At 68.8% G+C, this 20,903-nt stretch carries 18 protein-coding genes; 11 read left to right on the forward strand and 7 right to left on the reverse strand.

Annotated features, from left to right (window positions below):
* Position 1: 1 nt before the first annotated feature.
* The 5 genes from ACYAF3_RS00470 (at position 2) to ACYAF3_RS00490 (ending at position 6,844) form a co-directional block, all read left to right on the forward strand.
* Positions 2 to 1,513: a purine-cytosine permease family protein gene (locus tag ACYAF3_RS00470; protein WP_003112429.1), complete on the forward strand. Its 1,512-nt coding sequence runs from the start codon at positions 2 to 4 to the stop codon at positions 1,511 to 1,513.
* 93 nt (positions 1,514 to 1,606) lie between these two features.
* On the forward strand, positions 1,607 to 2,998 hold the full coding sequence (locus ACYAF3_RS00475) for a sodium:solute symporter family protein (RefSeq protein WP_003100479.1): 1,392 nt from the start codon (positions 1,607 to 1,609) through the stop codon (positions 2,996 to 2,998).
* A 75-nt stretch (positions 2,999 to 3,073) separates the two neighbouring features.
* Positions 3,074 to 4,675, forward strand: coding sequence for a 5-guanidino-2-oxopentanoate decarboxylase (locus tag ACYAF3_RS00480; RefSeq protein ID WP_003122953.1), 1,602 nt, complete (start codon positions 3,074 to 3,076; stop codon positions 4,673 to 4,675).
* 13 nt (positions 4,676 to 4,688) lie between these two features.
* On the forward strand, positions 4,689 to 6,071 hold the full coding sequence (locus ACYAF3_RS00485; protein WP_004348900.1) for an FAD-binding oxidoreductase: 1,383 nt from the start codon (positions 4,689 to 4,691) through the stop codon (positions 6,069 to 6,071).
* Positions 6,072 to 6,115: 44 nt separating this feature from the next.
* Entirely contained in the window at positions 6,116 to 6,844 is a 729-nt protein-coding gene (locus ACYAF3_RS00490) for an MBL fold metallo-hydrolase (RefSeq protein ID WP_073658646.1), read from the forward strand.
* Between the two features lie 59 nt (positions 6,845 to 6,903).
* Here ACYAF3_RS00490 and ACYAF3_RS00495 read toward each other — a convergent pair whose 3' ends face one another.
* Both ACYAF3_RS00495 and ptrR read right to left on the reverse strand, forming a co-directional pair.
* A complete protein-coding gene (locus ACYAF3_RS00495) occupies positions 6,904 to 7,038 on the reverse strand; it encodes a PA1414 family protein (RefSeq protein WP_003087006.1) in 135 nt (44 codons plus the stop codon).
* Between the two features lie 154 nt (positions 7,039 to 7,192).
* Positions 7,193 to 8,065, reverse strand: a complete 873-nt coding sequence (ptrR, locus tag ACYAF3_RS00500) for a putrescine utilization regulator PtrR (RefSeq protein ID WP_003082949.1) — start codon at positions 8,063 to 8,065, stop codon at positions 7,193 to 7,195.
* A gap of 104 nt (positions 8,066 to 8,169) precedes the next feature.
* On the opposite strand from ptrR, the gene ACYAF3_RS00505 reads away from it, so the two are divergent.
* The gene (locus ACYAF3_RS00505) at positions 8,170 to 9,363 is read left to right on the forward strand and encodes an MFS transporter (protein WP_003115602.1); all 1,194 of its coding nucleotides are present in this window, start codon (positions 8,170 to 8,172) and stop codon (positions 9,361 to 9,363) included.
* Here ACYAF3_RS00505 and ACYAF3_RS00510 read toward each other — a convergent pair.
* The 3 genes from ACYAF3_RS00510 to aphA form a co-directional block, all read right to left on the reverse strand.
* Positions 9,323 to 10,234 (reverse strand): DMT family transporter, encoded by a 912-nt coding sequence (locus ACYAF3_RS00510; protein WP_003105419.1) that lies wholly within the window; start codon positions 10,232 to 10,234, stop codon positions 9,323 to 9,325. The two genes, ACYAF3_RS00505 and ACYAF3_RS00510, sit on opposite strands and share 41 nt — an antisense overlap.
* Before the next feature lie 205 nt (positions 10,235 to 10,439).
* The gene (locus tag ACYAF3_RS00515; protein ID WP_073658645.1) at positions 10,440 to 11,531 is read right to left on the reverse strand and encodes an extracellular solute-binding protein; all 1,092 of its coding nucleotides are present in this window, start codon (positions 11,529 to 11,531) and stop codon (positions 10,440 to 10,442) included.
* 10 nt (positions 11,532 to 11,541) lie between these two features.
* Complete coding sequence (gene aphA, locus ACYAF3_RS00520; RefSeq protein ID WP_003082940.1) at positions 11,542 to 12,582, reverse strand: acetylpolyamine amidohydrolase AphA; 1,041 nt, start codon at positions 12,580 to 12,582, stop codon at positions 11,542 to 11,544.
* A gap of 209 nt (positions 12,583 to 12,791) precedes the next feature.
* Between aphA and ACYAF3_RS00525 the strand changes: the two genes are divergently transcribed.
* The 3 genes from ACYAF3_RS00525 (at position 12,792) to ACYAF3_RS00535 (ending at position 17,017) form a co-directional block, all read left to right on the forward strand.
* Positions 12,792 to 15,215, forward strand: coding sequence for a DUF3772 domain-containing protein (locus ACYAF3_RS00525; protein ID WP_003105416.1), 2,424 nt, complete (start codon positions 12,792 to 12,794; stop codon positions 15,213 to 15,215).
* 66 nt (positions 15,216 to 15,281) lie between these two features.
* The gene (locus ACYAF3_RS00530; RefSeq protein ID WP_003112422.1) at positions 15,282 to 16,223 is read left to right on the forward strand and encodes a class I SAM-dependent methyltransferase; all 942 of its coding nucleotides are present in this window, start codon (positions 15,282 to 15,284) and stop codon (positions 16,221 to 16,223) included.
* A gap of 35 nt (positions 16,224 to 16,258) precedes the next feature.
* Positions 16,259 to 17,017 carry a nucleotidyltransferase domain-containing protein gene (locus tag ACYAF3_RS00535; protein WP_116349936.1) on the forward strand — a complete coding sequence of 253 codons (759 nt, stop codon included), beginning with the start codon at positions 16,259 to 16,261 and terminating at the stop codon, positions 17,015 to 17,017.
* A 19-nt stretch (positions 17,018 to 17,036) separates the two neighbouring features.
* Here the strand turns inward: ACYAF3_RS00535 and ACYAF3_RS00540 are convergent, their stop codons facing one another.
* Positions 17,037 to 18,629 (reverse strand): UvrD-helicase domain-containing protein, encoded by a 1,593-nt coding sequence (locus ACYAF3_RS00540; protein WP_012614345.1) that lies wholly within the window; start codon positions 18,627 to 18,629, stop codon positions 17,037 to 17,039.
* Between the two features lie 518 nt (positions 18,630 to 19,147).
* On the opposite strand from ACYAF3_RS00540, the gene ACYAF3_RS00545 reads away from it, so the two are divergent.
* Positions 19,148 to 19,375, forward strand: coding sequence for a hypothetical protein (locus ACYAF3_RS00545; RefSeq protein ID WP_003082927.1), 228 nt, complete (start codon positions 19,148 to 19,150; stop codon positions 19,373 to 19,375).
* 130 nt (positions 19,376 to 19,505) lie between these two features.
* On the opposite strand, the gene ACYAF3_RS00550 is transcribed toward ACYAF3_RS00545, so the two are convergent.
* Positions 19,506 to 20,138, reverse strand: coding sequence for a TetR/AcrR family transcriptional regulator (locus tag ACYAF3_RS00550; RefSeq protein ID WP_017148881.1), 633 nt, complete (start codon positions 20,136 to 20,138; stop codon positions 19,506 to 19,508).
* A gap of 92 nt (positions 20,139 to 20,230) precedes the next feature.
* On the opposite strand from ACYAF3_RS00550, the gene ACYAF3_RS00555 reads away from it, so the two are divergent.
* Positions 20,231 to 20,896: an O-methyltransferase gene (locus tag ACYAF3_RS00555; protein ID WP_003082920.1), complete on the forward strand. Its 666-nt coding sequence runs from the start codon at positions 20,231 to 20,233 to the stop codon at positions 20,894 to 20,896.
* The last annotated feature ends 7 nt before the right edge of the window (positions 20,897 to 20,903 follow it).

A 20,903-nucleotide genomic window follows, 5' to 3' on the forward strand; every position in this document is an offset into this window, starting at 1 on the left:
CATGGATAACAACAATAACCAACACGCAATCACACGCATCGAAACCTTCGGGGTCGAACAGATTCCCGACCACGAACGCAACGCCACGCCGGTCGATCTGTTCCGCATGATCTTCGGCGGCGCCAATACCTTCGCCACCGCCGTGCTCGGCAGCTTTCCGGTGCTCTTCGGGCTGTCCTTCCAGGCCGGGCTGTGGGCGATCCTGCTGGGCGTCACGCTGGGCGCGCTGATCCTCGCCCCGATGGGCCTGTTCGGCCCGCTCAACGGCACCAACAACGCGGTCTCCTCCGGCGCGCACTTCGGCGTGCACGGGCGCATCGTCGGCTCCTTCCTCTCGCTGCTGACCGCCATCGCCTTCTTCTCGCTCTCGGTGTGGAGTTCCGGCGATGCCCTGGTCGGCGGCGCCCGGCGCCTGGTCGGCCTGGAAGAGAGCGAACTGAACCTGGGCCTGGCCTACGGCCTGTTCGCCGTGCTGGTGCTGACCGTATGCATCTACGGCTTCCGCTTCATGCTGCTGGTCAACAGGATCGCCGTGTGGGCCGCCAGCCTGCTGTTCCTGCTCGGCCTGTTCGCCTTCGCCGGCCCCTTCGACGCCGCCTACGCCGGCAGCGTGCAACTCGGCCAGCCGGGCTTCTGGGCCGCCTTCATCGGCGCCACCCTGCTGGCCATGAGTAACCCGATCTCCTTCGGCGCCTTCCTGGGCGACTGGGCCCGCTACATCCCGCGCCAGACCTCGCAGGCACGGATCATGCTGGCGGTGATCGGCGCGCAGCTGGCGACCCTGGTTCCCTTCCTGTTCGGCCTCGCCACCGCGACCATCGTCGCCGTCCGCGCGCCGGACTACATCGCTGCCAACAACTACGTCGGCGGCCTGCTGGCCATCGCTCCCGGCTGGTTCTTCCTGCCGGTATGCCTGATCGCGGTGATCGGCGGTATGTCCACCGGCACCACTTCGCTGTACGGCACCGGGCTGGACATGTCCAGCGTGTTCCCGCGCCTGCTCTCGCGGGTGCAGGCCACGGTGCTGATCGGGGTCGCCTCGATCGGCTTCATCTTCGTCGGCCGCTTCGCCTTCAACCTGGTGCAGAGCGTCTCTACCTTCGCCGTGCTGATCGTCACCTGCACCACCCCGTGGATGGTGATCATGCTGATCGGCCTGCTGACCCGTCGCGGCTTCTACCGCCCGGACGACCTGCAGGTGTTCACCCGCGGCCAGCGCGGCGGCGCCTACTGGTTCGAGCACGGCTGGAACTGGCGCGGAATGGGTGCCTGGATTCCCAGCGCGGCAGCCGGCCTGGCCTTCGTCAACCTGCCGGGGCAATTCGTCGGTCCGCTCGGCGAACTGGCCGGCGGCATCGACCTCAGCCTGCCGGTCGCCCTCGGCCTGGCCGCCCTGCTCTACCTGGCACTGCTGCGCCTGTTCCCGGAACCGCCTTGCGTCTATGGCCCGCGAGGACCGCGCTGGGTGCGCGCGCACGGCACGCGGAGGGCACCGGCGATAGCCACCGCCTGAGGTGGGGGACACACACGGCGGGACGCCAGCGTCCCGCGCTTCCGGCGCCTCGCCGGATACAACAATGACAATGAGAAACTTGGGAGACCTGATATGGCCCTCGACATATTCGTCGTTCTGATCTACGCCGCGGGCATGATCGCGCTGGGCTGGTACGGCATGCGCCGCGCCAAGACCCGCGACGACTACCTGGTGGCCGGCCGCAACCTCGGCCCCGGCTTCTACCTGGGAACCATGGCCGCCACCGTCCTCGGCGGCGCCTCCACCATCGGCACCGTGCGCCTGGGCTACGTCCATGGCATCTCCGGCTTCTGGCTGTGCGGCGCGATCGGCCTCGGCATCGTCGGCCTCAGCCTGTTCCTGGCCAAGCCGCTGCTGAAGCTGAAGATCTACACCGTCACCCAGGTCCTGGAGCGTCGCTACAACCCCGCCGCGCGCCACGCCAGCGCCCTGATCATGCTGGTCTACGCACTGATGATCGGCGCCACCTCGACCATCGCCATCGGCACCGTCATGCAGGTCCTGTTCGGCCTGCCGTTCTGGGTCTCGATCCTGATCGGCGGCGGCGTCGTGGTGCTCTACTCCACCATCGGCGGCATGTGGTCGCTGACCCTGACCGACATCGTGCAGTTCCTGATCATGACCGTCGGCCTGGTGTTCCTGCTGATGCCGCTGTCGATCAACGACGCCGGCGGCTGGGACGCCCTGGTGGCCAAGCTGCCGGCCAGCTACTTCGACTTCACCGCGATCGGCTGGGACACCATCGTCACCTACTTCCTGATCTACTTCTTCGGCATCTTCATCGGCCAGGACATCTGGCAGCGGGTGTTCACCGCCCGCAGCGAGACCGTGGCCAAGGTCGCCGGCTCCGCCGCCGGTATCTACTGCGTGCTCTACGGCATGGCCGGAGCGCTGATCGGGATGGCCGCCAAGGTCCTGCTGCCGGACCTGGAGAACGTCAACAACGCCTTCGCCAGCGTGGTCGAGCACAGCCTGCCGAACGGCATCCGCGGCCTGGTCATCGCCGCCGCCCTGGCGGCGCTGATGTCCACCGCCAGCGCCGGCCTGCTGGCGGCGTCCACCACCGTCACCCAGGACCTGCTGCCGCGCCTGCGCCGCGGCCGCGGCCAGTCCGACAACGGCGACGTGCACGAGAACCGCATCGCGACCCTGCTGCTGGGCCTGGTAGTGCTCGGCATCGCCCTGGTGGTCAGCGACGTGATCAGCGCCCTGACCGTGGCCTACAACCTGCTGGTAGGCGGCATGCTGATCCCGCTGATCGGCGCGATCTACTGGAAGCGCGCCACCACCGCCGGCGCCATCACCAGCATGACCCTGGGCTTCCTTACCGTGCTGGTGTTCATGATCAAGGACGGCCTCGACGCCAATACGCCGATCTACTACAGCCTGGCGGTCGGCCTGCTCAGCTTCGTCCTGGTCAGCCTGTTCTCGCGGCGCCCGACGGGTGTCGCCAGCGCCGCCTGAACCAGGCACAACCCCGACAGGCGAGGGACTTTCCCTCGCCTTTTCCATTCCCGAGAACATGAAAAAGGAACGGCCATGACCACCTGCGGCGAATTCCTCGTCAAGCAACTCGAAGCCTGGGGCGTCGAGACCGTCTTCGGCATCCCCGGCGTGCATACCGTAGAGCTCTATCGCGGCCTGCCCGGCAGCCGTATCCGCCATGTCACCCCGCGCCACGAGCAGGGCGCCGGCTTCATGGCGGACGGCTACGCACGGGTCACCGGCAAGCCCGGCGTGTGCTTCATCATCACCGGCCCGGGGATGACCAACATCCTCACCGCCATGGCCCAGGCCTACGCCGACTCGATTCCGATGCTGGTGATCTCCAGCGTCAACGAACGCGCGCGCCTGGCCCACGGCAACGGCTACCTGCACGAGCTGCCGAACCAGCGCAACCTGGTAGGCAACGTCTGCGCCTTCAGCCATACCCTGATGAGCGCCGAGGAGCTGCCGGCGGTGCTCGCCCGCGCCTTCGCCGTGTTCGACAGCGAGCGGCCGCGGCCGGTGCACATCGAGCTGCCGCTCGACGTCATCACCGCTCCCGCCGAACACCTGGCCCTGCGCCCACGCACCGTCGCCAGCCGCCCGGCGCCGGCCCTCGCGCCCTTGCGCGAGGCCGCAGCGCGCCTGCGCAACGCGAAGAAGCCACTGCTGCTGCTCGGCGGCGGCTGCGTCGAGGCCGCCGCCGAAGCGCGTGCCCTGGCCGCCGCGCTGGACGCGCCGACCGCCCTGACGATCAACGCCAAGGGCCTGCTACCGGCCGACCACCCGCTGCTGCTGGGCAGCAACCAGTCCTGCGTGCCGGTACGCGAGCTGGCCGCCGAGGCCGACGTGGTGCTGGCCATCGGCACCGAGCTGGGCGAAACCGACTACGACGTGGTGTTCGACGGCGGCTTCGCCCTCGATGGCGAGTTGATCCGCATCGACATCGACCCGCAGCAACTGATGCGCAACTACACGCCGAGCCTGGCCATCCACAGCGACGCCCGGCTGGCCATGCGCGTGCTGCTGGCCGAACTGCCGGGCGGCGAGGCCTCGCCGGACAGCCCCGGGGCCCGGCGCGCCGCCGCCGTGCGCCAGCGCCTGGCCGAAGACTTCGCCGGCTGGTCGCACTATCGCCAGCTGTTCGCCGCGATCCTCGCCGAGTGGCCGGACGCCCGCTTCGTCGGCGACTCGACCCAGACCGTCTACAGCGGCAACCACCTGGTCGATCTCGACGAGCCGCGCCGCTGGTTCAACGCCTCCACCGGCTACGGCACCCTCGGCTATGGCCTGCCCGCCGCCATCGGCGCCAAGCTCGGTGAGCCGGGACGCCCGGTGGTCAGCCTGATGGGCGATGGCGGCCTGCAGTTCACCCTGCCGGAACTGGCCAGCGCGGTGGAAGCCAAGGTCGGCATCGTCGTGCTGCTGTGGAACAACCACGGCTATGGCGAGATCAAGCGCTACATGGAGCGGCGCGAGATCACTCCGCTCGGGGTCGATATCTACACCCCGGACTTCCTCGCCATCGCCCGCGGCTTCGGCTGCGCCGCCGAACGCGCGCGCGATCTCGAGCACCTGCGCGAACTGCTGCGCGGCGCCCCGGCGGACCGTCCGCTGATCGTCGAGGTGCTGCAAGCCGCGCCCTTCCATCCCTGACCCGGAGCCCGCCATGGACGATTCCGAACTCTACCGCTCCCTCTGCGAGATCCTCGGCGCCCGTGGCGTGCGCGACAGTGCCGCGCTCGCCGGGCAGGACCCCGGCTACCATCCGCAGAACCTCGCCGGAAGCTTCCTGGTCCTGCCGGAAAGCACCGACCAGGTCGCCGCCGTGGTGCGTCTGTGCCGCCAGGCGGGACGCGCCCTGGTACCCCAGGGCGGACTCACCGGCCTGGTCGGCGGCGGCGCCGCGCAAGCCGGCGACGTGCTGCTCTCGCTGCGCAGGCTGAACCGCATACATCGGCTGGATGCGGCCAGCCAGACCCTCGACCTCGACGCCGGCGTCACCCTCGAACAGGCTCAGGCGCTGGCCGCCGAGGCCGGACTCGACCCCGGCATCGATCTCGCCGCGCGCGGCAGCGCCAGCGTCGGCGGGCTGGTCGCGACCAACGCCGGCGGCATCCGCGCCTTCCGCTTCGGCACCATGCGCCAGCGCGTGCTCGGCCTGGAAGCGGTACTCGCCGACGGCAGCGTCTACAGCGACCTGCGCGGGCTGCTGAAGAACACCACCGGCTACGACCTCAAGCAGTTGTTCGTCGGCGCCGAAGGCACCCTCGGCATCGTCACCCGTGCGGTACTGCGCCTGGAGCCGTTGCAGCGTCCCGGCGCCACCGCCCTGCTCGGCCTGCCCGACGTCGACGCGGCGATCACCATCGCCGCGCGCCTGCGCCGCGAGCACGCCGAACGCCTGTTCGCCTGCGAGATCCTCTGGCACGACTACCTGCAATGCACCGCCGCACCCATGGGCGACAGCGCGCCGAGCCTGGCGCCCTGCCCTCTCTACCTGCTGGTGGAACTGGCCGAGGACCGCCACCTGGATGCCGGCGAGGCGCTCACCGCCCTGCTGGAAGGCTGCTTCGAGGACGGGCTGGTGGAAGACGCCCTGCTCGCCGCCAACGAAACCCAGCGCCTGGCCATCTGGCGCCTGCGCGAAGACTCCGACGCGGCCATCCACGCCGGCGTCGACAGCCTGTCCTTCGACGTATCGCTGCCGGTGCCGGCCCTGGCCGGCTACGTCGAGCGCATCCGGCGGCGCCTGGACGACCTGGTGAAGGGCATGCAGGTCTTCCTCTTCGGCCATTTCCTCGACGGCAACCTGCACGTCATGCTCGCCGCCGACGTCCCGCTGCTGCCGCTGCACCAGGCGGTGGAGGAAATCCTCTACGGCGAGTTGGGCGAATGCGCTGGCGTGATCTCCGCCGAGCACGGCATCGGCCTGGAGAAGAAGGAAGCCCTGGGACGCTACGCCGATCCGCTGAAGCTCGCGCTGATGGCGCAGATCAAGGAACTGCTCGACCCCAGCGGGCTGTTCAACCCGGGCAAGGTCATACCCTGAACGCCTATCCTCCTGGGATAGCCTTTCCACCGACAGAGACCGCGATGAGAATCGTCAGCCGCGACCGCTGGTTCGAAACCCGGCACTTCTACAACGGTATCAGCCTGATCCACGAGCCCTACGTGCGCCCCTTATATCGCTGCAACATGTGGCATGTCCAGGGCCGCGAGCGCGACGTGCTGGTGGACAGCGGCTCCGGTCTGGTCAGCCTGCGCGAGCAACTGCCCTGGCTCACCGAACGACCGCTGCTGGCGGTGGCCAGCCACACCCACTTCGACCATATCGCCGGCCACCACGAATTCGCCGAGCGCCTGGCGCATCCGGCCGAGGCGGAGATCCTCGCCGCGCCGGACGGCGACAACACCCTGGCGCGCGCCTATGTCGGCGACGAGATGTTCGAGGCGCATCCGGAGTGCCCGCTGTGCTACGCCGAATACCGGGTGCGAGCAGCGCCGGCGACCCGACTGATCGACGAAGGCGACGTGCTCGATCTCGGCGACCGCGTGCTGCAGGTGCTGCACACGCCCGGGCACTCGCCGGGCGGCATCAGCCTGTGGGAAGCGGCGACACAGACGCTGTTTTCCGGCGACATCGTCTACGACGGTCCGCTGGTCGAGGACGCCTATCATTCCAACCTCGACGACTATGCCGCCAGCCTCGCGCGCCTGCGCGAGCTACCGGTGCGCACCGTGCATGGCGGGCATTTCGCGAGCTTTTCCGGGGAGCGTTTGAGGGAAATGATCGTCGCCTGGTTCAGGAACCACGATCGATAGACCAAAACCGGGACTCTGGCCAGCGCCGCAGGCGGAGGCCAGAGCGTCGGGGAACCGGCTCAGCGACGTTGCCGCGCGGCGAGGCGCCGGCGTTGCTCGTCGTTTTCCACCGGGATGGGTTGCATGCGCGGGGGCTCGATCAGGCCAAGGGCGACACCGAGTTGCCACGCCAGGTTTTGCAGCCAGAGTTTCATGACAGGCCCCTTGTCCAAGGGAAGGAGAATCGGGCGACCTGACAAGTCAGGTCGCCCTAGGAAAGAGTAGACCGGCGTCCCACTCTCCGCACGTTCCACTCCGTCCTTGGAAACAACTTTACTGCGGGAAACCGGCCCCGGACCCTGACCTGAATCAAGCCAACGCCGATTCCCGCCCTTGCAGGAGACCGATCCAGGCCTTCAGGTTGGCGCCGACCATGCCCTTGCGCCAGACCAGCCAGGTATTCGCCCGGGCGAACGGTTCGGCCAGCGCATGCACCGCCACCGACTCCCGCCCCGGCAGGCTTTGCAGCATCGACACCGGCATCAGCGCCACCCCGCCGCCGGCCACCACGCAGGCCAGCATGCTGTGGTAGGACTCGATCTCCATCACCCGGCCCATGCTCACCCGCGCGCTGGCGAACCAGGACTCCAGCAGCAGGCGATAGGAGCAGCGCGGGCGGAAGGCGATCACCGCGCTGCCGGCCACGTCCTCGGGACCGCGCACCGGCGGGTGGCCATTCTCGGTGACCAGCACCATGCGCTCCTCGAACATCGGCAGGCCCTCCAGACCGTCGAAGTCCAGCGGGCCGTCCACCAGCACGGCATCCAGGCGCCCGCCCAGCAGCGACTCGACCAGCTCGCCGCTGGGCGCGGTCTGCAATTGCAGGTTCACCGCCGGATAGCGCCGGTGGTATTCCGCCAGGCGCGGCGGCAGGTGGATCGCCGCGGTGCTGTACATCGAGCCGAGGGCGAAGTCGCCCACCGGTTCGCCCCCCTGCACCGCCGCGCGCGCCTCCTCCTGCAGGGCGAACAGCCGCGCGGCGTAGTCCAGCAGGACCTTGCCGGCCGGCGACAGTTGCAGGCGCTGGCGTTCGCGGAGGAACAGGTCGACGCCAAGCTGTTCCTCCAGTTGCCGCAGGCGCGTCGACAGGTTCGACGGCACCCGGTGCAGGCGCTCGGCGGCGCGGGCGATGGAGCCTTCCTCGGCGACCGCCTGGAAAATCCTCAACTGGCCGAACTCCACGATTAATTCTCCAAAACAGAACAAGTAATTCACGATTATTCATTTTTACAGAATTGCCGCAAGACCTAACCTGCTGCCATTCATCCCCCGGCAGGAATCCGCACATGTCCCGTGATTTTCTTCGTTCGCCGCTGGTCGGCCTGCTCGCCTGCCTGCTGGCACTGGTGGTCGCCATGGGGGTCGGGCGCTTCTCCCTGACCCCGCAACTGCCGCACCTGATCCGCGAAGGCCAGCTCGACCTGACCGGCGCCGGCCTGCTGGCCGCCGCCAACTACCTCGGCTACCTGGTCGGCGCGCTGGACGCGCTGTTCGCCCGCGAAGCGCGGCAGGCGCGCTTACGCCTGCTGGTCGGGCTATGGGCCTGCTTCGGCCTGACCCTGGCCTCGGTCTGGGCCGAGGGCTTCTGGCCGCACGCGCTGCTGCGCTTCGGTCTTGGCGTGGCCAGCGCCTGGGTACTGATCATGGTCACCGCCCTCAGCCAGCGCCTCGCCGCGGAAAGCGGTCGGGCCCGGCTGGGCGCGCTGGTGTTCGCCGGCCCCGGCATCGGGGTGATGGTCACCGGCCTGCTGGCGGCATTGGGCAACGCCCTGGGCCAGGACTCGGTGTTCATCTGGAAGCTCTTCGCCGACCTCGCGCTGGTCCTGATCCTCATGCTCCTGCCGCTGCTGCCGCGCCCGGCCGCACGCGGCGCCGGCCACGACGCGCCTGCCACGGCAAGCGAGAACGCCGGCCTCGGCCGCCTGACCTGGGCCTACGGACTGGTCGGCCTCGGCTACATCATCCCGGCCACCTTTCTCTCGCAGATGGCCGCGGCGCGTTTCCACGGGCAATGGCAGGCCGACCTGTTCTGGCCCTGCTTCGGCCTGGCCTCGGCCACCGGGGTAGTGCTGATCAGCCTGCGCCGGCAGCGCCCGGACGGCACCCGCCGCTGGCTGGTCGGCGCGCTCTGGCTACAGGCCCTCGGCGTGCTCGCCTGCCTGCTGCCGGGGATCGGCGGGCTGGCCCTGGGGGTAGTGCTGACCGGCCTGCCGTTCCTCGCCGGCATGCAACTGGTGATGCAATACGCCCGCGAACTGGCGCCGCATACGCCGCAGCGCAACGCCGGCCAACTGACCACCGGTTTCGCCCTCGGCCAGTTGCTCGGCCCGCTGCTGGCGGCGCTCAGCACGCATTTCGCCGGCGGCCTGCAACCGGCGCTGGCGCTCGCCGGGCTCGGCCTGGTCTTCGCCGGCCTGCTGTTGCGCCGGCCGCACTCGCTCAGCGTCGCAGCAGGCGTCGCAGCCACTGCTCGCCGCTGACCAGGGTGATGCCGGCGAGGACCAGCGCCGCGCCGGCGACGAAGTTCAGGCTGAGCGGCTCGCCCAGCAGCAATACGCCGAAGGTGACGCCGAACAGGGGGGTCATGAAGGAGAAGATCGCCAGGTTGTTCGCCAGGTAGCGACGCAGCAGCCAGAACCAGCAGAAGTAGCTGGCGAACGACACCACCACGCCCTGGAACAGCACGCTGGCGGTGCTCACCGGGGTCCAGCGGACCTCGCCGAGCTGGCCGCTGAAAAGAGCGATCAGCAATAACCCGGCGCATGCCACGAACAATTGGTAGAACAGCGTCAGGCTTGGCGGTGCCTCGGACAGCCGGGTGCCGCGCACTGCCACCGTGGTCGCGCCCCAGGACATCCCGGCGAGCAGGCCGAAGGCGTCACCGAGCAGCATCCGCCCATCCATTTCCGCCCACGACAGGCCTCCGCCGAAGGCCACCGCGATGCCGCTGAAGCACACCGCCACGCCCAGCCACTGCAAGGGCCGCAGGCGTTCGCTGGGAAGCAGGAAGTGCAGCCCGAGGGCAGAGAAGATCGGCGCGGTATAGAGGAACACCGACATGTGCGAAGCCGTGGTGTATTGCAGGCCGAGGGCGATGAACAGGAACTCCAGGGCGAACAGCGTGCCGGTCAGCAGGCCGGCGCCCAGGGTGCCCTGGCGCAAGCCCTCCCAGCCGCCGCGCCAGCACATCAGCAGGCCGACCAGGGCGGCGGCGATGCCGGAACGGATGGCCGCCTGCATGACCGGCGCGATGTCCGTCGCCGCCCACTTGATGGTCACCTGCTGGATGCCCCAGATCACGCAGAGCAACAGCATGGTCTGGAAGGCGAAGGCATCGGCGGACTTACGCATGGCGGACTCACAGGCAGGCATGGAAGGAAGCGGCCGCCAGCGGCGACCGTCGGGCAGCGCCATTATGGACAAGCCGGCGCGCCCGGTCGAAGCCTGGAAGCGACCTCCAGCGGGCCGTGGGCGGCGGTTCCGGCCTGCTTGCCTGGCCTGGCCTGGCCTGGGGGACGCTATCCGTCCTGCGAACCCGCCATCTGGCCGCGGCCGCTCACTTGCCGGTCTTGATCTTGCTCCAGGTCCGCGTGCGCAGCCGCTCCAGCTTCGGCGGCAGCATTTCCACCGAATACAGCCTGGCCTGCACTTCTTCCGGCGGGTAGACGTTCGGGTTGTCGCGCAACTCCGCCGAGATCAGGCCGTCCGCCGCCTTGTTCGGGTTGGCGTAGGCCACGTAGTCGGAGATCGGCGCCACTACCTCCGGGCGCAGCAGGTAGTCGAGGAAGGCGTGCGCCTGCTCGACGTTCTTCGCGTCGCGCGGAATCGCCAGCACGTCGAACCAGGCCGCGGCGCCCTCCTTCGGGATGCGGTACTCGATGCGTATGCCGTTCTTCGCTTCCCTGGCCCGGTTGGCCGCCTGCATAGCTCCGCCGGACCAGGCGATGGCCACGCAGACGTTGCCGTTGGCCAGGTCGCTGACGAACTTCGAGGAACTGAAGTAGGTGATGTACGGGCGCAGCTTCGCCAGGTGCTCCTCGGCTCGGCGGTAGTCTTCCGGCTGGTGGCTGTTGGGCGACAGGCCGAGATAGTGCAGCACCTCGGGGATCACCTCGGTGGGCGAGTCGAGGAAGGCCACGCCGCACTGTTGCAGCTTCGCCAGGTTCTCCGGCTTGAACACCAGGTCCCAGGAGTCCAGCGGCGCATAGTCGCCGAGCACCGCGCGGACCTTGTCGAGGTTGTAGGCGATGCCGTTGGTGCCCCACATGTAGGGCATCACGTAGCGGTTGCCGGGGTCCTTGCCGGCGAGCACCTTGAGCAGGGCCGGGTTGAGGTTCTTCCAGTTCGGCAGCTTGCTCTTGTCCAGCGGCTGGAACACCTCGGCCTTCAGGTAGTTGGGCAGGAAGCTGTCGCTGGGCACCACCAGGTCGTAGCCGGAATGCCCGGACAGCAGCTTGGCCTCGAGCACCTCGTTGCTGTCGTAGACGTCGTACTTCGGCGCGATGCCGGTCTGCGCCTGGAAGTTCTTCAGGGTGTCCGGGGCGATGTAGTCGAACCAGTTGTAGATCCGTACTTCCGGCGCGGCCTGGACCAGCCCGGCGGAAACGGCCAGCGCGAGGCCGGCCAGCAGCTTGCGAGTCGATTGCATGCTTCGCTCCTCAGCGGGCCGCGCCTTCGTAGCCCTGCAGCACGTTGACCGCGTTGATGCCGATGGCTTCCACCGCATAGCCGCCTTCCATGATGAACAGGGTCGGCAGGCCCAGCCGGGCGATGCGCTCGCCCATCCGCAGGTAGTCCGGCGAATCCAGCTTGAACTGGGAGATCGGGTCTTCCTTGTAGGTGTCCACGCCAAGGGAAATCACCAGGGCATCCGGGGCGTAGCCGGCGATCCGCACGCAGGCGTCGTCGAGCGCCGCCGACCAGAGGTCCCAGCCGCTGCCATGGGCCAGCGGATAGTTGTGGTTGCAGCCCTCGCCGGCGCCTTCGCCGCGCTCGTCTGCGTAGCCGAGGAAGTACGGGTATTCGACCCGCGGATCGCCATGGATCGAGGCGAACAGCACATCGTCGCGGCGGTAGAAAATGTCCTGGGTGCCGTTGCCATGGTGATAGTCGACATCGAGGATCGCCACGCGCCGGGCACCCTGGTCGAGGAACGCCTGGGTGGCGATGGCGGCATTGTTGAGGAAGCAGTAGCCGCCCATGAAGTCGCCACCGGCGTGATGGCCCGGCGGACGGCAGAGGGCGAAGGCGCTGCGGGCGCCCTGGCGCATATGCTCCTGGGCGGTCAGCGCGACCTGGGCGGAGCTGTAGATGGCCTGCCAGGTGCCGGCGGTGATCGGCGCCTCGGTGTCGAAGCTGTAGTAGCCCAGCTCGCCCATCAGCGCCGTGGGGATCGGCCCGTCGCGGCGCAGGCGGCGGCCGGGGAAGGTGGTGGACACCAGGTCGCCGCTGTGGCCTTCGGCGGTCCAGCGGGCCCAGGCGCCCTGGAGGAAGTCCAGGTAGGCGGCGTCGTGGATGCGCAGCAGCGGCTCGCGGCCGAAATCCTTCGGCGCGATCACCTCGCCAAGGTTCTGCGACTTCACCCGGGCCAGCACGGTGTCGGCCCGGCTGGGCATTTCGAAACAGGGTTGCAGCTTGCCGTCGACCAGTTCCGACTGGCCGAAGTGCAGACGATGATCGTCGCTGTAGACGCTCAGCATGGAGAGACCTCGCAGGTTTCTTGTTCTTGGTGGAGGGATTCTGCCCAGCGCGCGGTCGCGGCAAAACGGCGGCGGCGGCCAAAAAGGGATCGATATGGCCAGAATCCATGTCCCTTTAGCGCCGCCTGGCGATTATCGACGCGGGGAATTACTCGGCGCCCGCGCCGGTCCATACTGCTTGAGCCAGTCAGGATCGAAAGGGGGATTCGATGAGGCGCGCCAGCCTGCATATGTTGCTCTGCCAGTTCGCCATGGCCCTGGGCCTGCTCCTGAGCCTGGGCAGCGAGGCCTGGGCCGCCAGGCCGGCTCCGCAGGCGGCCGTCGACCTGGAAGCGCCGCCCGCCCTGGCCGAGGACGCCAGCCTCGACCAGCTCAACGCGCAACTCGACCTGATCCGCCAGCGCGTTACCGCCGACGCCAGCGACGACCTCCTCGCCGAGTTGCGCCAGAGCGCGCTGCAAGTCCAGCGTCAGGCCGACGCCCTGCTCGCGCTACGGGTGGCCGACATCGAGCGGCTCGACGATCAGTTGAAAGTGATCGGCCCGCCGCAGCCCGACGAGGCGGAAAGCCTCGCCGCCCAGCGCCAGGCCCTGACCCGGCAGAAGAACGCCCTGCTCGATGACGAACGCCAGGCCACCCAGCTCGGCCAGTCGTCCCGCGACCTGGCGGCACAGATCGTCAACCTGCGCCGCAGCCTGTTCAACTCGCAGATCAGCAGCCGCGCGGCGACACCGTTCAGCCCGAGCTTCTGGTCGACCCTGATCCGTCCCACCGACGACGACCTGCGCCGGCTGGACAAGCTGAAGGCGGAGGCCCTGGTCGCCTTCGACAGCGCCATCGCGCCCGGACACCGCTGGGCCTTCGCCGGAACCCTGCTGGCCACCGTGCTGGTCTGGAGCTTCGGCCGCCGCCTGCTGGAGCGCATGCTTACCTGGGCGATGATCCGCTGGCTGCCGGAAGGCCGCCTGCGGCGCAGCGCCCTGGCCCTGGCGGTCGGGCTGGCGACCATCCTGACCATCGTCGGCGCGGTGTCGCTGATGCGCTGGGGCCTGGAAAGCAACGCCAGCCTGAGCCCCGACATGGCCAGCCTGACCGATCAACTGGTGAGCCTGGCGACCTTCTGCGCCTTCATCGCCGGCCTCGGCCGCGCCCTGCTGATGCTGCCGCGACCATCCTGGCGGCTGCCGGCGATCCCGGACAGGATCGCCAGCGCCCTCGGCCCGTTCCCGGCGATCCTCGCGGTGGCGCTGATGCTGGTGGCCACCGAGGAACGGATCAACAGCGTCACCGGCACCAGCCTGGCCCTGACCGTCGCCCTCAACGGCCTGACCGCGCTGGTCACCGCGCTGATCTTCGCCGCCGCCCTGCTGCGCTACCACCATGTGCGGCGCAAGCACGACCTGGAGCGGCCAGGCGGGATCGCCGGGCTGATCCCCTTCGTCGCCTCGGTATGGATCGCAGCGATCCTCCTCGCCCTGTTCACCGGCTACCTGTCGCTGGCCTACTTCCTCACCGGCAAGCTGCTGTGGATCAGCGTGATCGCGGCCACCACCTACCTGCTGATCGCTTTCTTCGGCGACATCTGCGAAACCCTGCTCTCGCCCAAGCATCCCAGCGGCCTGGCGCTGGCCAATGCGCTCGGCCTGTCGCCGCGCCACCAGGCCCAGGCCAGCACGGTGCTGGCCGGGGTCGGCCGCACCCTGCTGCTGCTCACCGCGCTGCTGCTGGCCTTCCTTCCGGTCGGCTCGAGCCCCAGCGAACTGCTGCAGGGCTTCGCCCAACTGGGCGAAAGCAGCAAGACCCTGGGCAACCTGAACATCGTCCCGCAGGACATCCTGGTCGCCCTGCTGCTGTTCGTCGGCGGCCTGTTCGCCCTGCGCATCGTCAAGCGCTGGCTGAGCGAGCGGTTGCTGCCGGAAACCAACATGGACGCCGGCATGCGCGCCTCGCTGGTGACCCTGGTCGGCTACCTCGGCTTCGTGCTCCTGGCGATGCTGGTGATGTCCACCCTGCGCATCAACCTGACCAGCCTGACCTGGGTGGTCAGCGCCCTCTCGGTAGGCATCGGCTTCGGCCTGCAGGCCATCGTGCAGAACTTCATTTCCGGCCTGATCCTGCTGACCGAGCGGCCGGTGAAAGTCGGCGACTGGGTCAGCCTGGGCGGGGTCGAGGGCGATATCCGGCGGATCAACGTGCGCGCCACCGAGATCCAGATGGGCGACCGCTCCACGGTGATCGTGCCGAACTCGCAGTTCATCTCCCAGACCGTGCGCAACGTGACCATGGGCAATGCCCTCGGGGTGGTCGGGGTGAACCTGACCCTGCCGCTGGACACCGACGCGATGAAGGTCCGCGAACTGCTCCTGCAGGCCTTCGCCGAACACCCGGCGATCCTCGACGCACCGGCGCCCTCGGTGACGTTCAAGGATCTCGCCAGCAACGGCCTGGTGCTCAACGCCAGCGGCTTCGTCAACAGCCCGCGTTCGGTGGCCGGCGCGCGCAGCGACCTGCTCTTCACCATCCTCGACCGCTTGCGCAGCGAAGGCATCGCGCTGTCCTCGCCGCAGAGCCTGCTGATGATCCAGGATGGCGGCCCGGCCAGCGCCGCGCCTGCGCCCGCGACGCCCGATTGAAGCGAAGAGGCGGACTGGCCGTCACGCAACGGGTAGAATCCGCCCCTTTTTCAACGCCGAACCGCCATGAATCGCGAAGCCCTCGATACCCTCCTCCAGCACCTGCTTGCCGCGCTGTCCCCGGCGCCGGCGGAGACCCGCCGTCTGTTCCATGGTCGCGGCCGCTGCTGGCCGGACCTGGAACAATTGACCGCGGACTGGCTGCAGGGCGTCCTGCTGGTGACTCTGTTCAAGGAGCCGCAGCCGGAGGAACTGCAGGCCTTGCGCCGGACTCTGGAGCAACTGACCACGGCGCCGGCCTGGGCTGCGAGCCAGGGCCGGCACCTGGTCCTGCAGCACCGCTACCGCCCAGACAGCGCCTGCGAATGGCTGTCGGGCGAGCCGCTGGAAACCTGGGACATCGTGGAAAACGGACTGCGCTTCCGCCTCGACCTAGGGCGCAACCAGAACACCGGGCTGTTCCTCGACATGCGCCTGGGCCGCCGCTGGGTGCAGGAGCAGGCCGCCGGCCGCCGCGTGCTCAACCTGTTCGCCTACACCTGCGGCTTCTCGGTGGCGGCCATTGCCGGCGGCGCCAGCCAGGTGGTCAACCTGGACATGGCCCGCGGCCCGCTCAACCGCGGCCGCGACAATCACCGCCTGAACGGCCACGACCTCGGCCGGGTGAGCTTCCTCGGCCACGAACTGTTCAAGTCCTGGGGCAAGCTGCGCAAGCTCGGCCCGTACGACCTGGTGATCGTCGATCCGCCGAGCTTCCAGAAAGGCAGCTTCGTCCTGACCCAGGACTACCGCAGGATCCTCCGCCGCCTGCCGGAACTGCTGGTGCCCGGCGGCACCCTGCTGGCCTGTATCAATGACCCGGCCATCGGCCCCGACTTCCTCCTCGAGGAAACCGCCCGCGAGGCGCCGTCGCTGCACTTCGTCGAACGCCTGGAGAATCCGCCGGAGTTCCCCGATGTCGACCCCGCGGCGGGCCTCAAGGCGCTGCTGTTCCGCAACGCAGGCTGATCGACGCGCGGGCGGCGTGTCGCTAGGCTGTCGGCATGGACATGCCCGATGGCTTCATCCCCCTGCCGCCACGCGTCGAACCGCAGGCGGCCTTTCGCCCCCTGCTCGACGACCTGCGCCGGACCCTGGCCCGGCCTCCGTTCGAGCGGGCCGTGCACAGCATCTACCTGTACGGCAGCGTCGCCCGCGGCGAGGCCATCACGGGGCGCTCCGACCTCGACCTGACCCTGGTCCTGCGCGACCCGCCCAGCCCCGAACTGGCCGCGCAACTGGAAACCGCGCGCCTGGCATTGCAGGCGTGCCACCCGGAAGTCAGCAAGATCGATTTCGATATCGGCCACCTGGACCAGGCCCGCGATCCGGCCAACCGCGATAGCTGGGGCTATTGGCTCAAGCACCGCTGCCGCTGCCTGTGGGGCGAAGACCTGGCCAGCGCCCTGCCGCCCTTGCGTCCGGCGAAAGCCATCGCCCTGGCCCTCAACGGCGACTATGCGCAGGTGCTGGAAGACTATGCGCGACGCCTGGAAAGCGCGTCCTCGGAGGAGGAGCGCCGCCGCCTGCAACGAGAAGCGGCGAAGAAGCTGATCCGCTCCAGCGACATCCTTCGCGGGGAGACGGAAAGCGTCTGGCCGGAAACCCTGGAGCATTACCTGGCGCTGTTTCGCGCGCGGCACCCCGGACAGGTGCCGGCCCTGGAATATTTCAAGGCCGTGCTGGACGACCAGGTCACCGACCCGGCGGTGTTCATCGAGCGCCTGCGCGCATTCAGCGCCTGGATGCAGCGCCAGGCGTAGCCCGCCGAGACGGTCGTCCTCAGCGTCGGGCCAACAGGGCCGTGGCGCCCTGGGCCTTGCGCGTGTACCAGAGCACCCGGCTGACGCCACGGGTAATCGCCACGTAGGCCAGGCGCAGGCTTTCGTCCTCCATGGCCTGGTCGTAGCTGTTGCGGAAGAAACCCGAAGCCGCGTACAGCGCGTTGCGCAACGGATGCTTCTCGCCCGGCAGGCAGTCGTCGACGACGATCGCCACTTCGGCCTGGAGGCCCTTGGCGCGATGGATGGTCATGCCCTTCACCGGCAGCGCGCGATCCAACTCCGCCTGGATCGCCTGCAACGGCTCGTTGCGCCGGCTCAGCAACAGCACCGCGGTGCGCTCGCTGCTTTCGCGAGCGGCGGCGTGCTCGCACTGGGCGCGGATTTCCGCCAGTAGCTTCGGCAGTTGCGCACGCAGGTCGAAACGCTGCACCAGCTTCACGCCATGGTCGCCCGGCTGGATCGGGCGGAACGCGCGGCAGGTCTTGTCCTGCTTAAAACGCACCCCGGCCAGCACCTTCTCGCCGTCGCGAATGATCGGTTCGACGGAGCGGTAGTTGGTTTCCAGCACCAGCAGCGCGCTCTTGCGTCCCCGCCCACGCGAGGGGAAGTGCCGGTCGAAGTCGATGAACAGCTCCGGCGAACTGCCGCGCCAGCCGTAGATCGACTGCCAGTCGTCGCCGATGGCCATCAGGCTCGGCGCGGTGCCCTGGGTCGCCAGGCGGCGGTGCAACGCCTGTAGCCAGAGGACGATCTGCGGCGAGACATCCTGGAACTCGTCGATCAGCAGATGGGTGAACGGCGCCAGCGCCGTTTCCGCCAGGGCCCCGCCGGCCATCCGCTCGCCGAGCTGCTGGAACGCGGCGTCGAAGGTCATCAGGCCCTCCTCGCGCAACAGCGCCTGGAACCTCGCCCAGAACAGTGCCATGGCTTCGACGAAGATCTTCTCGCGCAACCCGCATTCCAGCTTGCCGCTGTCCAGGCGTTCGACGCGCAGGCCCAGGCTCTCGGCGAACCCGGCCTGGGCATGGAAGGCTTCGTACAGCGGCAGCGCCTGGAACTCGCCGGCCAGCTTGAACGGCTCCAGCGGCGCCTTCGGCTGCCGTCGCGCGCCCTCTTCCGGCTCCGCCGGCGGCGGCAGTTCCAGCAGCTTGTGGGTCTTGGCGCGGAACGCCGGGCTTTCCGCGTAGCACTGCTGGTAGGCCTGCTTCAGCAGGCGCTGCTGGGCCGGACGCAGGCGTCCGGCGGCAAGGGGGTTGTCCGGCTCGGCGGCGGGGTGGCGGTCGTCCAGTTGTTCGAACCAGCGCGGATTGCCGAGCACCTCGCGGGCCAGGCTGCCGAGCGCCGAATGGAAAGTGCGCACGCACTGCCGCGCCTGGGCCGCGTCGAACGGGTATTGCCAATGGGCGAGCACGCGCAGCAATTGTTCGCGCAACTGCGCGCAGGAGGCGTTGGTGAAGGAAATCACCGTCAGCCGCTGCGGCTCGACGCCCAGGTGGCAGAGCATGAACACCACCCGCAGGACCAGGGTGGTCGACTTGCCCGAGCCGGCACCGGCAAAGATCCGCGCCAGCGGCTGGCGGCAGAGGATCATCGCCCACTGTTCCTCGGACGGCGGGCTGACCACGCCGAGCGTCGCGGCCTGCGCCACCTGCTCGCGCATGGCGCGCTCCTGGGATTCGTCGACCTTCAGTGCGGCAGCCGGATAGATTCCCTGCGGCGCGCCCCGCGAGGCGGCAGCGGGCTTGCCGGCGCCCTTCGCAGGCTTGCCGGCGGCCTTGGCCGGAGCCTTCGCGGCGTTCTTCCTGGAGCGGGCCTTGGCCGGCTGCAACAAGGCTTCGCGAGCCTCGCGCTCGGCCTGCAGGTAGGCGGTGGTACGCGGGAAACAACGCGCCAGGGCGCTGGAGAGCATCGACTTGTAGCGCCGTACGGCAGACAGCATCGGGGACCGGTCCAGACAAAGCATGTGGCTGAATCATAAGTGTTTTCCGCCCTCGGCCGACAGTCGGACGCGGACCGCCCATCGCGCCAGGGCAACCCTTGCGCGACCGCACCGGTCTACCCTTCGGGCCCTGCCGGCCTGCCAACTCAGCGAAAACAAGGAGCCTACCCATGAGCGATTGGGCAATCACCTACAGCAAGGACGAAGCCACCGAGCGCCAAGTCCTGCCGTTCCCCCACAAGCCGAGCCCCGAAGAGGTCGCCGAGCACCTGCTGGAATGGGCCGAGGCCAACCTCAAGCCGGGCCACTACAGCACCGGCAAGCTGGAAAGCGACGAGCCGGCGGAACTGCTGCTGCGCCGCTTCGGCATCGTCGTCACCGGCATCGCCGAAGCCTGATCCCTCCCGCGACCGGCAGACGCCGGTCGCTTCCGCCGATAAACGCCTGCTCCGCCAAGCCTACGAACGCGCCAGCCGCGTACCTGGGCCGCTGGGCCAAGCGACGGTTTTGCTCCGGCCACCCGGCACCTCAGCGCTCGTCAAGGGCGGCGAGATAGGCGCAGAGCATATCGGCCAGGGCCTCGGCGTAACGCTCGATCTCCGCCTCGCTGCGCGGCTGTTCGGAGAACTGCTTGCCGACCGCGCCGAGGGTGGTGGTGAGCAAGTCGCCGGCCAGGCTGCGCTCGGCCTCGGCGACCTCCGGCAAGGCCTCCCGGAGAAACACCTGGAACACCCGCGCGCCCTCCGCCTTCACCTCCCGCGCCTCGTCGGCGTCGCGATACAGCGGCGCCGCGTCGCTCAGCGCCACGCGTATCGCCGCCTCTTCGCACTCCGAGCGCACGAATGCCAGCACCAGCCGGCGCAAGCGCGCCAGCGGCGGCCGGGTGGTGTCCTCGAGGATCTCGCCGAGCAGACGCGTGGTGCGCCGCCACTCGTCGCTTTGCAGGCGGAAGAGGATCGCCGCCTTGTTCGGGAAATACTGGTACAGCGAACCGATGCTCACCCCGGCGCGCTCCGCCACCCGCGCGGTGGTGAAACGTTGCGCGCCTTCGCTGGCCAGAACCTGAACAGCCGCCTCCAGGATGCTCGCCACCAACTCGCTGGAACGGGCCTGCTGCGGCTGCTTGCGCGAGGAAATACGCGGGTTTCGCTTGTCGCTCATGGAAGGCTCCGGAATGCGAATGGCGGAATGCGATGAATCCGTCGCATTCTAGGTCCACGCACTTACGCGCTCAAACATTCCCGGAGCCATCCATGAATACCCTCACCAACGCCCCGCTCGCCGATCTCCTGCAACGCCTGTTCGCCGAAGCCGAAGCCAGCGCACCGGGCGACAGTCCCGCCCTCGCCGACCTCTCGGAGGCCGAACTGAAGCGCCTCATGGGCAGCAAGACCGAATACCGCGAGTTCTACGGTCGCCTGAAGGACCTGGCGCTGCCCGTCTCCCGCGAAACCGGCTGCCTGCTCTACATGCTGGCGCGCAGCAGCTCGGCGCGCAGCATCGTCGAGTTCGGCACGTCCTTCGGCCTGTCCACCCTGCACCTCGCCGCAGCGCTGCGGGACAACGGCGGTGGCCGCCTGATCGGCAGCGAGTTCGAACCCTCCAAGGCCGAGCGGGCACGGCGCAACCTGGCCGCCGGGGGGCTGCTCGACCTGGTGGAACTGCGCGAGGGTGATGCCCTGCAAACCCTCGCCAAGGACCTGCCGGACAGCATCGACCTAGTCCTGCTGGACGGCGCCAAGGCGCTCTATCCGGAGGTCCTCGCCCTGCTGGAAAGCCGCCTGCGCCCCGGCGCGCTGGTGATCGCCGACAACGCCGAGCATAGTCCCGAGTACCTGGCCCATGTCCGCTCGCCGGCCAACGGCTACCTGTCGACGCCCTTCGCCGAGGATGTCGAGCTGTCCATGCGCCTGGGCTGAAGCCTAG

Source organism: Pseudomonas sp. TZ252, from assembly GCF_056110345.1.

Coding starts and splice junctions, on each gene's coding strand:
- ACYAF3_RS00515 (WP_073658645.1), bottom strand. CDS start 11,531: ATGCAATCGACTCGCAAGCTGCTGGCCGGCCTCGCGCTGGCCGTTTCC.
- ACYAF3_RS00470 (WP_003112429.1), top strand. CDS start 2: ATGGATAACAACAATAACCAACACGCAATCACACGCATCGAAACCTTC.
- ACYAF3_RS00545 (WP_003082927.1), top strand. CDS start 19,148: ATGAGCGATTGGGCAATCACCTACAGCAAGGACGAAGCCACCGAGCGC.
- ACYAF3_RS00550 (WP_017148881.1), bottom strand. CDS start 20,138: ATGAGCGACAAGCGAAACCCGCGTATTTCCTCGCGCAAGCAGCCGCAG.
- aphA (WP_003082940.1), bottom strand. CDS start 12,582: ATGCTGAGCGTCTACAGCGACGATCATCGTCTGCACTTCGGCCAGTCG.
- ACYAF3_RS00505 (WP_003115602.1), top strand. CDS start 8,170: ATGTCCCGTGATTTTCTTCGTTCGCCGCTGGTCGGCCTGCTCGCCTGC.
- ACYAF3_RS00480 (WP_003122953.1), top strand. CDS start 3,074: ATGACCACCTGCGGCGAATTCCTCGTCAAGCAACTCGAAGCCTGGGGC.
- ACYAF3_RS00525 (WP_003105416.1), top strand. CDS start 12,792: ATGAGGCGCGCCAGCCTGCATATGTTGCTCTGCCAGTTCGCCATGGCC.
- ACYAF3_RS00495 (WP_003087006.1), bottom strand. CDS start 7,038: ATGAAACTCTGGCTGCAAAACCTGGCGTGGCAACTCGGTGTCGCCCTT.
- ACYAF3_RS00540 (WP_012614345.1), bottom strand. CDS start 18,629: ATGATCCTCTGCCGCCAGCCGCTGGCGCGGATCTTTGCCGGTGCCGGC.
- ACYAF3_RS00530 (WP_003112422.1), top strand. CDS start 15,282: ATGAATCGCGAAGCCCTCGATACCCTCCTCCAGCACCTGCTTGCCGCG.
- ACYAF3_RS00555 (WP_003082920.1), top strand. CDS start 20,231: ATGAATACCCTCACCAACGCCCCGCTCGCCGATCTCCTGCAACGCCTG.
- ACYAF3_RS00535 (WP_116349936.1), top strand. CDS start 16,259: ATGGACATGCCCGATGGCTTCATCCCCCTGCCGCCACGCGTCGAACCG.
- ACYAF3_RS00510 (WP_003105419.1), bottom strand. CDS start 10,234: ATGCGTAAGTCCGCCGATGCCTTCGCCTTCCAGACCATGCTGTTGCTC.
- ACYAF3_RS00485 (WP_004348900.1), top strand. CDS start 4,689: ATGGACGATTCCGAACTCTACCGCTCCCTCTGCGAGATCCTCGGCGCC.
- ACYAF3_RS00490 (WP_073658646.1), top strand. CDS start 6,116: ATGAGAATCGTCAGCCGCGACCGCTGGTTCGAAACCCGGCACTTCTAC.
- ACYAF3_RS00475 (WP_003100479.1), top strand. CDS start 1,607: ATGGCCCTCGACATATTCGTCGTTCTGATCTACGCCGCGGGCATGATC.